Origin of the sequence: Clostridium sp. (assembly GCF_036646415.1) — a bacterium.
GTDB lineage: Bacteria > Bacillota > Clostridia > Clostridiales > Clostridiaceae > Clostridium_J.
In genome coordinates this window covers 1-12,836 of record NZ_JAVXMF010000044.1, presented here as the reverse complement: position 1 = coordinate 12,836, position 12,836 = coordinate 1, and the positions used below count along the sequence as shown (strand labels likewise).

Genomic DNA, 12,836 nt, shown 5'->3' with positions numbered 1-12,836 from the left:
GATTTAGAGGATCCACTACACGAAGATACAGATTCTCCAGTACCAGGATTAACTCACAGATATCCAGATAGAGTATTACTTCTTATAACTGACCAGTGTTCAATGTACTGCAGACACTGTACAAGAAGAAGATTCGCTGGACAACAAGATGATTGTATGCCAATGGAAAGAATCGATAAAGCTATTGAATACATCGCAAATACTCCAGTAGTAAGAGACGTTGTATTATCAGGCGGAGATGCACTATTAGTTGCAGATGAAACTTTAGAGTACATCATCAGCAAATTAAGAGCAATACCTCACGTAGATATAATAAGAATAGGATCAAGAACACCAGTTGTTATGCCTCAAAGAATAACTGATGACCTTGTAAATATGTTAAAGAAATATCACCCAATCTGGTTAAACACTCACTTTAACCACCCAGCTGAGATTACTCCAGATGCTGTAGAAGCTTGTGCTAAATTAGCTAACGCTGGTGTACCACTAGGAAACCAATCAGTTCTTTTAAGAGGTGTAAACGACTGTGTACACACTATGAAAGATCTTATGCACGGATTAGTTAAAATGAGAGTAAGACCTTACTACATCTATCAATGTGACCTTTCATTAGGACTTGAGCACTTCAGAACTCCAGTTTCTAAAGGAATAGAAATCATTGAAGGGCTAAGAGGACATACTTCAGGATTCTGCGTACCAACATTTGTTGTTGATGCTCCAGGTGGTGGTGGAAAAACACCAGTAATGCCTAACTATGTAATTTCTCAAAGCCATGATAAAGTTGTTTTAAGAAACTTTGAAGGTGTTATCACAACTTATACTGAGCCAACAAACTACACTCCAGGATGTACTTGTGATATATGTACTGGTAAGAAAACAGCTCACAAAGTTGGAGTTGCAGGACTTCTAAACGGAGAGAGATTAAACCTTGAGCCAGTAGGTCTTGAGAGAAATGAAAGACACTCTCACTAATATAAATATATAAGTAAGAAGTGATTTAATGAATGAAATTTTAAAGTTATTAAAACCATATAACAGTGTATCTATAATAGGTATGAATAAGAATGTGGGAAAAACAACAACTTTAAATCATATATTGGAGGAGGCTAGGGGCAATATGTCCCTAGGCCTAACTTCAATTGGTAGAGATGGTGAAGAACTGGATAGAGTTACATCCACTGAGAAACCTAAGATATACATTGAAAAAGGTACTTCAATTGCTACAGCTAAACAATGCCTTTTGAATAGTGATTTTACAAGAGAAATTATAAAAACTACAGGTATAAATACTCCTATGGGAGAAATTGTTATTTGTAGAGCATTAAGTGATGGATATGTGGATTTGGGAGGGCCTTCTGTAAATTCATATATGACAAATATAAAAGATCAATTATTAAGTCTTAACTGTGACCTTGTTATAATAGATGGTGCTTTAAGTAGAAAAACTTTTGCTTCACCCGCCATAACCGAAGCTACAGTATTATCTACCGGAGCTGCATTATCAAGAAGCATGAAGACCGTTATAAATGAGACAAAACATACAATGGATCTATTAAGTTTACCCCATGAGCAAGATAGGTCTATTTTAAATGTAGCGACAAATATATTAACTGAAGGAATTGTAGGTGTAATTTATAAAGATAAAACCTATAAAATTCTAGAGGTTTTAACTGCATTGGAAGCTTCTAAGGAAATAGTAGAAGCTTTGAATGATGAAGTAACTCATGTAGTTATTAAAGGTGCAGTGTCTGATAAACTTATAAAGGGTATCATGACATCTACTACATTATATAAAAACATAACCTTACTTGTGGAAGATGGAACAAAGCTATTTATTAATAGTGATAGTTTATATAGATTTCATAAGCAAGGAGGAAATATAAAGGCTATAAGTAAAATAACAGTGGTTTGTATAACTGCAAATCCTAAAGCACCTTATGGTTATGAATTTCCTAAAAAAGAGTTTTTACAGGGACTTAGAGAAGTGGTTAATATACCAGTATTTGATGTAATAGGAGGAGAATAGTATGAAGTTTTTAGATAATGAACAAAGATCACAGATAGGATTTTCCTTTATTATGGATGAACTGGGCATAATAACTTCTTATGGTACTGAAGAAAAAAAACTTATAAAACCTTATAAAATTAGTCAGCATGAAGAACTTATAGAAGAACTTAACAATATAGACAGCATGATAAGCCGCATGAATGAATATAAAGATAAGTTTAATGATATAGTAAGACTTCTTCATAAAATTAAGGATATAAGGAATACTATAAAAAGAACTGAAAAAGTAGAAACCTTAGATGAGGTTGAACTTTATGAGATAAAATATGTAGCTATGCTACTAGAAGAGCTAAAGTTGATGCTTGAAGATATGAATTTATCTATCGACAAGATAAAATTACACTCATTGGATGAAGTAGTAGATATATTAGACCCAAGTGGAAAGCGAATCTCTACATTTTATATTTATGAAGAATATAGTGAAAAGCTTTCTAAAATTAGAAAACTAAAGAGCCAAAAGGAAAAAGAAATCTTTTCTTGTAATGATGATGATATTCTAGAAAAGCTAAAGCAGGAAAGATTAGACATTGTTATACAAGAGGAAGAAGAAGAGTTACATATAAGAAAAGAACTTACTTCAAGATTATCTTTCTTTAGTAAGCAAATATCAGAGAACTTAAAGGTAGTTGGAGTACTTGATTTGTTAATGGCTAAAGCTGGAATTGCTATTAAACATAATTGTGTTAAACCTACTATAGTTAAAGATATGAATATAAAGATAATAGATGGCATAAATCCAGAGATAGAAGGGGTTCTTAAGACAAAAGGAAAAGAATTCTCTCCAGTGAACATAGAACTAAAAGGTGGTACTACTGTAATAACTGGAGCTAATATGGGAGGGAAAAGCGTAGCACTTAAGACAATCGTGTTAAACTTATTCCTTGGACAGATGGGATTCTTTACATTTGCAAAAGAAGCTATATATCCTATCCTAGATTTTATTCATTTTGTATCTGATGATATGCAATCTATATCTAAAGGCCTTAGTACCTTTGGAGCGGAGATAATTAAGCTAAAAGAAGTCGTAGAGTGTGTAAAACGTGGAGATGGATTTGTAGCTTTAGATGAATTTGCTAGAGGAACAAACCCTAAGGAAGGATACTACCTTGTTAAATCTCTTGCAAATTATTTGCAGAAATTTAATACTTCAAGTATAATATCAACTCACTACGATGGAGTAGTGGAAGAGCCAATGGTTCACTATCAGGTTGTAGGATTAAAAAATATAGACTTCAATAAGCTGAAGTACAAAATAGATCTTAATAAGAGACATTCCGTAGAAATTATACAAGAAAATATGGAATATAAACTAGAGAAAGTATCTAAGGAGAATAAAGTACCTAAGGATGCTCTTAACATAGCAATGTTATTAGGATTAGAAAATGACATAGTAGATATAGCAAAAACTTATTATGAGGAGGAATATCATGGAAAGTAAATTAAATTTAGACTTAAGTGTAGTTGAGAGAGCAAGAGTTGCATCAAGAAACATAGCTAAGGATACACAACAGTTTATAGATAGACACACTACAGTAGCTGTAGAAAGAACAATATGTAGATTATTAGGAATAGATGGGGTTGACGAGTTTGAGGTGCCACTACCTAACTTAGTAGTTGAGAACATTAAAGCTGGAAACGGACTTTCAATTGGAGCTGCAACTTTCGTAGGAAATGCTATGGTTAACACTGGACTTTCTGCACAAGAAGTTGCTGAAAAAGTTGCTAAAGGTGAATTAGATTTAACTAAATTACCAATGGGAGATGCTTTTGAAATAAAAATGGCTGTAGAAAAAGTAGCTAAAGAAACTGTTGCTAAGATTAAAGCTAACAGAGAAACAAGAGAAGCATACCTTGAAAAATTCGGTGGAGACAAAACAGGTCCTTACCTATATGTTATCGTTGCTACAGGAAATATCTATGAAGATATAATCCAAGCAAAAGCTGCTGCAAAGCAAGGTGCTGATGTAATAGCTGTTATAAGAACTACAGGTCAAAGTTTACTTGACTATGTTCCTTATGGAGCTACAACAGAAGGATTTGGAGGAACTATTGCAACTCAAGAAAACTTCAGATTAATGAGAGCTGCTCTTGATGAAGTTGGAGAAGAAGTAGGAAGATACATAAGACTATGTAACTACTGTTCAGGATTATGTATGCCAGAAATCGCTGCAATGGGAGCTGTTGAAAGACTTGACGTAATGCTTAATGATGCATTATACGGAATATTATTCAGAGATATCAACATGCAAAGAACAATTGTTGACCAATACTTCTCAAGAATCATCAATGGATTCGCTGGAGTTATAATCAACACTGGAGAAGATAACTACTTAACAACAGCTGATGCGGTTGAAGAGGCACATACAGTTCTTGCTTCTCAATTCATAAATGAGCAATTTGCATTATTTGCAGGACTTCCAGAAGAGCAAATGGGACTAGGTCACGCATTTGAAATAGATCCTAAAGTTGAAAATGGATTCCTTTATGAGCTTGCTCAAGCACAAATGGCTAGAGAAATATTCCCTAAAGCACCATTAAAATACATGCCACCAACTAAGTTCAAAACTGGAGATATCTTCAAAGGACAAGTTCAAGACGCATTATTTAACATGGTAACAATCATGACTTCTCAGAAGTTACACTTATTAGGAATGCTTACAGAAGCTATACACACTCCATTTATGAGTGATAGAGCTGTTTCAATAGATAACGCTCAATATATATTCAGCACAATGAAAGATCTAGGATCTGAAATAACTTTCAAAAATGGTGGAATCATGCAAGCTAGAGTTAGCGAAGTTTTAAATAAAGCTGCTGACCTAATTGAAGAAATCGAAAAAGAAGGATTATTCTCAACTCTAGAGCAAGGTAAATTTGCTGGAATTAAGAGACCTCTAAACGGAGGAAAAGGACTAGATGGAGTTGTTGAGTTAGATAAAAACTACTTCAACCCATTCATAGAATTAATGTTGGGAGGTAACAAATAATGAGTGGTGGATTATATTCAACTGAAGATAAGAATTTTGACACAAACTTAGATTTAACTAAGCTTAAACCTTATGGAGATACTATGAATGATGGTAAAACTCAAGTTAGTTTTACTCTTCCAGTTAAAGATGATGAAAAAGGTATAGAAGCAGCAGCTCAACTTGCTAAAGCTATGGGATTAAAAAATCCTAACGTTGCTCATCACGGATCATTAGATGCAGAGTTTACTTTCTATGTGGTTTATGGATCACTAGAGCACACTGTTAACTATGATGAAATTCATGTTCAAACAGTAGAAGTTGACACTATGTCTATGTCAGAAGTTGGCGAATATATAGCAGAAAACATCAAGAGAGATGTAGTTATAGTAGGAGCTTCAACAGGAACTGATGCACATACAGTTGGTATTGATGCTGTTATGAACATGAAAGGTTTCGCTGGACATTATGGTCTTGAAAGATATAAGGGAATAGAAGCTTATAACTTAGGAAGCCAAGTAGAAAATGAAGAGTTCATTAAGAGAGCTGTAGAACTTAATGCAGATATACTTTTAGTATCTCAAACAGTTACTCAAAAGGATGTACACATTCAAAACCTTACAAACTTAGTAGAGCTTTTAGAGGCAGAAGGCCTTAGAGAAAAAGTTGTATTAATTTGTGGTGGACCAAGAATAACTCATGAACTTGCTAAAGAACTAGGATATGATGCTGGATTCGGACCAGGAAAATATGCAGATGACGTTGCAAGTTTTGCAATAACAGAAATGGTTGCAAGAAACTTAGTTTAAAACTAAGCATAAGCGGTTTTAATAGGGTTAAAAAGTTTACGTGGAACAAAATAATATGGGATTTAAGTAGGATGACTAGTTCATTCTACTTTTTTCTATTTAAAGATATTTTTAATAATATTTTAAGCTGCTCATGATAAAATTAAAGATTGTTGTTTAAACATATTTTAGAAGCTCTTATACTAATAATGAGAATTGTATGCATACAAAATGAAGAAAATGAATTTAAAATAGAATAAATAATAAAAAATATTAAAATTGTATTGATTCAAAGTGTGTTATATGAGATAATTGTATTGTAAAAATTGATTGTATCAATAATTGTAACGATAAGATTGTGCGAATCAAATATTTTCATTATTAAAATATAAGGGGGACAATAAAATGAATAAAAGATATGAATTAAACAAAAACCTTGCACAGATGTTAAAGGGTGGAGTAATTATGGATGTTATTAATGCTGAGGAGGCTATCATTGCTGAAAAGGCAGGAGCTGTTGCTGTAATGGCATTAGAAAGAGTACCATCTGATATAAGAAAACAAGGTGGAGTAGCTAGAATGTCAGATCCAAAGATGATAAAAGAAATTCAAGAGGCTGTATCAATTCCAGTAATGGCAAAAGTAAGAATAGGACATTTTGTAGAGGCACAGATATTAGAGTCTCTTGAGATTGATTACATAGATGAAAGTGAAGTACTGACTCCTGCAGATGATGTATTTCATATAGATAAAGAAAAGTTTGCTGTACCATTTGTATGTGGATCTAGAAATTTAGGTGAAGCTTTAAGAAGAATAGGTGAAGGTGCAGCTATGATAAGAACTAAAGGGGAAGCTGGAACTGGCGATGTAGTAGAAGCAGTAAGACATATGAGAACTGTTATGAGCGACATAAGAAGAGTGCAGCATACACCTAAAGAGGAACTTATGACTATAGCTAAAGAGATGGGAGCTCCATATGATTTAATAGTATATGTTCACGAGAATGGTAAACTACCAGTAGTAAATTTTGCAGCGGGTGGAGTTGCTACTCCAGCAGATGCAGCACTTATGATGCAACTTGGAAGTGATGGAGTTTTTGTTGGTTCAGGAATATTTAAATCAGCAGATCCAGAGAGAAGAGCTAGAGCTATAGTAAAAGCTGTAGCAAACTATAACAACCCTAAAATTCTTGCAGAGGTTTCAGAGGATCTTGGAGAAGCTATGGAGAGTATTAACGCAAAAGAATTACCAGATACAAAGCTTTATTCAACAAGAGGTTGGTAATAAAATGATAACTATAGGAGTGTTAGATTTACAGGGAGCTGTAATAGAGCATATAAATAAGATTAATGAAATAGAAGGTGTATCTGCTTTAAAGGTAAAGAATTTAGAAGATTTAAGTAAAGTTCAAGGAATCATACTTCCCGGTGGAGAAAGTACTGTTATAGGCAAGCTTTTAAGGGATTTAAATATTCTTGATACTTTAAGAGAGAAGATAAAAGAAGGATTACCTGTATGGGGAACATGTGCAGGTATGATACTCCTTGCTAAAAAAATAGAGGGATATGATTATAACCATATTGGAACTATGGACATAGAAGTGAAAAGGAATGCATATGGGGCTCAGGTAGACAGTTTTATTACAGAGGAAATTATAGAGGGCGTAAGTAATGAAAAGATACCTATGATATTTATAAGAGCTCCGTATGTTGAAAGAGTTCTTGGAGATGTAGAGGTATTATGTAAAGTGAAGGGAAATATAGTAGCTTGTAGAGAAAAAAATATGCTAGCTACTTCATTTCACCCAGAGTTATCTAAGGATTTAACTATGCATAGGTATTTTCACAAGATGTGTTCTCAGCATATGGAAAGCAATTTAACTTTATAATGTGATAATTTATAGTTCATATAATAAGAGTTATAAATTAATTAAAACAATAAGTTCTATATTTGAAAAAATATAGAACTTATTGTTTTAATGGTTATTATACTTTAGAGTTAAGCTAACTCTTCCCAATCCTCATATAAGGATTGAAGCTCTTCTTCTGCTAATTGAATTTCCTTGTTTATATCCCTACTTTTATCAGGGTTAGAGTATACTTCTTCTAAGCAAAGCTGACTTTGGAGTGTTTCTATAGATTCCTCTGTAGCAGCTATTTTATTTTCGATATTCTTAAGGACGGCAACTTTTTCCTTTTCCGCTTTTTCCGCTTCCTTTCTCTTCTTCTTATCTAGCTTAATTTGAGTTTTAGTAACCCCAGAGATTTCTTCCTCGTACTGGAATCTTAGAGGATTTTTCTTCTTCTCTACATAATATGAGTAATTACCAAGATATTCTTTTACTCCATCTTCGTTAAGTTCAAAAATCTTGTTTATAATTTTGTTTAGGAAGTATCTATCGTGTGAGATAAGAATTATAGTTCCATCATAATTTAGTATAGCATCCTCTAAAGCTTCACGAGACATAATATCAAGGTGATTTGTAGGCTCATCAAGTAAAAGAAAATTTGACTTTGATAACATAAGCTTTAATAGATTAATTCTACACTTTTCCCCACCACTAAGTGTGGATATGTGTTTAAAAACATCATCACCTGTGAATAAAAATGCTGCAAGTGCGCAACGTACTTCAGTAGTGGTCATATGAGGAAAGTCATCCCATACTTCATCAATTATAGCTTTATTAGGGGTTAGATTTGATTGTTCTTGATCATAGTATCCAACAAAAACATTTTTACCAAGAACCTTAACCCCACTATCTGCACTCAATTTATCCATGATAATTCTAAATAAGGTAGTCTTACCACGACCATTTTCTCCTATAAGTGCTATCTTTTCTTCTCTTTTTATGTCCATATTCAGGGTTTCAAAGAGTAACTTTTCACCAAAGCTTTTTCTTAAGTCTTCTATATAAAGAACGTCATTACCACTTTTTATTTGTGTCTCAAACTTGATTTTTGAAGCTTTAGCATCTTTAAGAGGAGCATCAATTCTTTCGATTTTATCTAGTGCTTTCTGACGACTCTCTGCAGCTTTTACGCTTTTTTCTCTATTAAAGGACTTGTATTTAGTTATTATATCTTCTTGTCGTTTTATCTCTGCTTGTTGAAGGTCATAGGCCTTTTGTAAAACTTCCTTATTCTTTTCCTTTAAATCTATAAAGGTTGTATAGTTTCCATTGTAGCTTTGCACCATGCCGCCAGCTAGCTCTATAGTCTTATTAGTTATAGCATCAAGGAAGAATCTATCATGGGAAATTACTATAATTGTACCTTTGAGTTCCTTAAGATAACCCTCAAGCCACTCTATAGCATCAAGATCTAAATGGTTTGTAGGCTCATCTAGAAGAAGAATTTCAGGCTTTCTAAGAAGTAGCTTACAAAGTGCAACTCTAGTCTTTTGACCACCACTTAATATTGAAATAGACTTATCAAAGTCGTTTTCTAAGAAACCTAGACCTTTAAGTACTCTGCTTATTTCTCCTTTATATGTATAACCACCGCGATTTTCATAAACCTCAGTTAAAGTGGTATAATCTCTAATAATTTTGTTATGATAATCTTCTTTGGAAGCATCATAGGGCTCATTCATTTTTTCTTCTAAAGTATGAAGTCTATCTTCCATTTCTATTAAGGTTTTAAAAACAGAAAGTAGCTCACTGTAGATAGTGTTATCTGAGCTAAGAGAAAGGTTTTGAGAAAGATATCCTAGTTCCTTGGATTTATCTATAAATAGTTCACCATCATCATATTCCATTTGATTAGTTAGTATTTTAAATAGTGTTGATTTACCAGCTCCATTGGCTCCAATTAAACCTATTTTTTCACCCTCATTAACATTAAAGGTAATATCTTTTAAAATCATATCTATTCCAAAGTATTTATTTATATTTTTACAACTTAAAACTATCATTTACTTCACCGTCCTAATAGCATTTTATCATGAATTTGGAGAAATTTAAAATTCTATTATAAATATTAATATATAAATTATGGAGAAGTAATTTATATGGGTAAAAATAGATGTACAAAGCGATAATCATTAGTAGTATTTATGGCATTACTAAACAATGTTTTAGAAATCTTCAGGTTATGAGTGCGGAGTCTATATTAAAGTAAGACTGAAGCAGCTAAAATTAGTAGCAACTATTAGTTTCAATAAAAAAGTAAAGATGTAGAAAAAATATTTTTAATTATAGAATATACATTAAACAGTGTAGTATAATGAGAATTAGAATTATATTAATAATGAAATTCATCCTACACAGTAGTTGAAATAAATATAATATGTATCTAAGATACATAAATGAGGAGTTGTTTAAATTGGATAAGAAAAGAAGTATTTCTATGGCGGTAATAAAGAGACTTCCAAAGTATTATAGATATTTACGTGAATTAGATAAAAATGAAGTTGATAGAATATCATCTAAAGAATTAAGTGAAAAAATAGGATTCACAGCATCACAAATAAGACAAGATTTAAATTGCTTTGGAGATTTTGGACAACAAGGTTATGGATACAATGTTAAGGAGTTATTATATCAAATATCTGTAATATTAGGACTAAACAAAGAGTACAATACTGTTATTATAGGAGCAGGTAACATAGGCCAAGCTATTGCAAACTATACTTCATTTGATAAGATGGCATTTAATTTACAAGGAATTTTCGACCTTAATGTTAAGCTTATAGGTCTTAAAATTAGAGATATAGAAATTAGAGATATGGATGAATTAGAAGAGTTTTTAAAAATGAAAAAAGTTAGTATTGCTATTATATGTGTTCCTAAGAATAGAGCTCAAGGGGTAGCAGATATAGTAACTAAAAATGGAGTAAAAGGAATATGGAACTTTGCACCGATAGATTTAAAAGTTGACGATGATGTTATTGTTGAGAATGTACATCTTAGCGAGAGTTTGATGACTCTTAGTTATTTATTAAATGAATGTGAAAAAGAATAATATTTTGAGATGTAGAAATTACAAATAGAAAAGATTTGTAATGTGAGTAAAATTTTAATATTTAATAATATCAGTGAAATAAAAAGATTTCATAAAAGTTCTAAATTCAGTTGAAAAATAATAGTAAAGATACTATAATAGTGATTAAGGTAGAAACACCTTAATCACTATTTTGTTAAATTAATAACAATTTATGGTGGATGATACCTGAAAAATTGCATGGGGGATTTTAAAATGGATTATAAAAACATAATCTTGGAAAAAGAAGGCAATGTGGCTATAGTTAAACTTAATAGACCTAAAGCACTTAATGCTTTGAATTCAGGTACGTTAAGAGAAATCGATTTTGTAATTGAACAAATTTCTAAAGATGAAGAAGTTTATGCAGTTATTCTTACAGGTGAAGGTAAGGCTTTTGTAGCGGGAGCTGATATTTCTGAAATGCAAAACCTAAATGCTTTAGAAGGCAAGCAATTTAGTATGCTAGGAAATGAAGTTTTCAGGAAACTTGAAAAGCTTGAAAAACCAGTAATAGCTGCGGTTAATGGTTTTGCACTAGGTGGTGGATGTGAACTTGCAATGGCATGTGATATAAGAATCGCATCAGTTAAAGCTAAGTTTGCACAACCAGAAGCAGGGCTTGGTATTACTCCTGGGTTTGGCGGAACTCAGAGATTAGCAAGACTTGTTGGAGAAGGTATTGCAAAACAATTAATTTACACTTGTGAAATGATTAATGCTGAAGAAGCTTTAAGAATCGGATTGGTAAATAAGGTAGTAGAACAAGATATGCTTATAGATGAAGCAAAAGCTATGGCAACTAAAATAGCTAAAAATGCTCCTATAGCTGTAAGACAATGTAAGGCTGCAATTAATAGAGGATTACAAATGGATATTGATAGTGCTGTATTATATGAAGCAGAAGCATTTGGAATTTGTTTTGCCACTGAAGATCAAAAAGAGGGCATGACAGCGTTTGTTGAAAAAAGAGATAAAAATTTTAAAAATAGATAATTGTATAAATAGGAGGTATTATAATGAACTTTTCATTAACTAAGGAACAAGAACTTGTAAGACAAATGGTAAGGGAATTCGCTATCAACGAAGTAAAACCTATTGCAGCTGAAATAGATGTAACAGAAAGATTCCCAGTTGAAAACGTAGAGCAAATGGCTAGATATAACATGCTAGGAATTCCATTCCCAACTGAGTTCGGTGGAGCAGGTGGTAACAACCTATCTTATGCTATCACTGTAGAAGAACTTTCAAAGGTTTGTGGAACAACTGGAGTTATAGTTTCAGCTCACACTTCTTTATGTGCAGCTCCAATATACCAATTTGGAACACAAGCTCAAAAAGAAAAATACTTAACACCACTTGCTAAAGGTGAAAAACTAGGAGCATTTGGATTAACAGAGCCAAACGCAGGAACTGATGCAGCTGGACAACAAACTACAGCAGTATTAGACGGCGACAACTATATATTAAACGGTTCTAAAATATTTATCACAAATGGTGGAGTTGCAGAGACATTTGTAGTATTTGCTATGACTGATAAATCAAAAGGAACTAGAGGAATAACTGCTTTCATAGTTGAAAAAGACTTCCCAGGATTCTCTATAGGAAAAGTTGAAGAAAAATTAGGAATAAGAGCATCTTCAACAACTGAGTTAGTTTTCGAAAACTGTGTAGTTCCAAAAGAAAACATGCTTGGTAAAGAAGGAAAAGGATTCGCAGTTGCAATGCAAACTCTTGATGGAGGAAGAATCGGTATCGCTTCTCAAGCATTAGGATTAGCACAAGGAGCTTTAGACGAAGCTGTTGCTTACCTAAAAGAAAGAAAGCAATTCGGAAAATCATTATCAGCATTCCAAGGACTTCAATGGATGGTTGCAGATATGAACGTTAAAATAGAAGCTGCAAGACTTTTAGTTTATAAAGCTGCTTACTTAAAAGATCAAGGAATGCCATACTCAGTAGATGCTGCAAGAGCTAAATTATATGCTTCAGAAGTAGCTATGGAAGTTACAACTAAAGCAGTTCAATTATTTGG

At 32.7% G+C, this 12,836-nt stretch carries 11 protein-coding genes; 10 read left to right on the top strand and 1 reads right to left on the bottom strand.

The features are described 5' to 3' along the window. From ablA to pdxT, 7 genes are all read left to right on the top strand, one after another. Positions 1-972 (top strand): lysine 2,3-aminomutase (gene ablA / locus RSD37_RS16100; protein ID WP_346947753.1); only part of this gene is annotated, 972 nt, incomplete at its 5' end. A 28-nt stretch (positions 973-1,000) separates the two neighbouring features. After that, a complete protein-coding gene (locus RSD37_RS16095; protein ID WP_346947752.1) occupies positions 1,001-2,026 on the top strand; it encodes a hypothetical protein in 1,026 nt (341 codons plus the stop codon). A 1-nt stretch (position 2,027) separates the two neighbouring features. After that, the gene (locus RSD37_RS16090) at positions 2,028-3,506 is read left to right on the top strand and encodes a hypothetical protein (RefSeq protein ID WP_346947751.1); all 1,479 of its coding nucleotides are present in this window, start codon (positions 2,028-2,030) and stop codon (positions 3,504-3,506) included. Further along, positions 3,496-5,055, top strand: a complete 1,560-nt coding sequence (locus tag RSD37_RS16085) for a lysine 5,6-aminomutase subunit alpha (protein ID WP_346947750.1) — start codon at positions 3,496-3,498, stop codon at positions 5,053-5,055. The genes RSD37_RS16090 and RSD37_RS16085 overlap by 11 nt, the downstream gene beginning before the upstream one ends. Further along, positions 5,055-5,843, top strand: a complete 789-nt coding sequence (locus RSD37_RS16080) for an OAM dimerization domain-containing protein (protein ID WP_346947749.1) — start codon at positions 5,055-5,057, stop codon at positions 5,841-5,843. Before RSD37_RS16085 ends, RSD37_RS16080 begins: the two co-directional genes overlap by 1 nt. Before the next feature lie 384 nt (positions 5,844-6,227). After that, positions 6,228-7,106: a pyridoxal 5'-phosphate synthase lyase subunit PdxS gene (gene pdxS, locus RSD37_RS16075; protein WP_346947748.1), complete on the top strand. Its 879-nt coding sequence runs from the start codon at positions 6,228-6,230 to the stop codon at positions 7,104-7,106. A gap of 4 nt (positions 7,107-7,110) precedes the next feature. Further along, the gene (gene pdxT, locus RSD37_RS16070; RefSeq protein ID WP_346947747.1) at positions 7,111-7,710 is read left to right on the top strand and encodes a pyridoxal 5'-phosphate synthase glutaminase subunit PdxT; all 600 of its coding nucleotides are present in this window, start codon (positions 7,111-7,113) and stop codon (positions 7,708-7,710) included. Positions 7,711-7,820: 110 nt separating this feature from the next. Here the strand turns inward: pdxT and RSD37_RS16065 are convergent, their stop codons facing one another. Continuing rightward, the gene (locus tag RSD37_RS16065) at positions 7,821-9,734 is read right to left on the bottom strand and encodes an ABC-F family ATP-binding cassette domain-containing protein (protein WP_346947746.1); all 1,914 of its coding nucleotides are present in this window, start codon (positions 9,732-9,734) and stop codon (positions 7,821-7,823) included. Positions 9,735-10,144: 410 nt separating this feature from the next. Here RSD37_RS16065 and RSD37_RS16060 point away from each other — a divergent pair, with 410 nt between their 5' ends. From RSD37_RS16060 to RSD37_RS16050, 3 genes are all read left to right on the top strand, one after another. Continuing rightward, a complete protein-coding gene (locus RSD37_RS16060) occupies positions 10,145-10,783 on the top strand; it encodes a redox-sensing transcriptional repressor Rex (protein WP_346947745.1) in 639 nt (212 codons plus the stop codon). A gap of 234 nt (positions 10,784-11,017) precedes the next feature. Then, the gene (locus RSD37_RS16055) at positions 11,018-11,797 is read left to right on the top strand and encodes a short-chain-enoyl-CoA hydratase (protein ID WP_346947744.1); all 780 of its coding nucleotides are present in this window, start codon (positions 11,018-11,020) and stop codon (positions 11,795-11,797) included. 23 nt (positions 11,798-11,820) lie between these two features. After that, positions 11,821-12,836 (top strand): acyl-CoA dehydrogenase family protein (locus RSD37_RS16050; protein ID WP_346947743.1); only part of this gene is annotated, 1,016 nt, incomplete at its 3' end.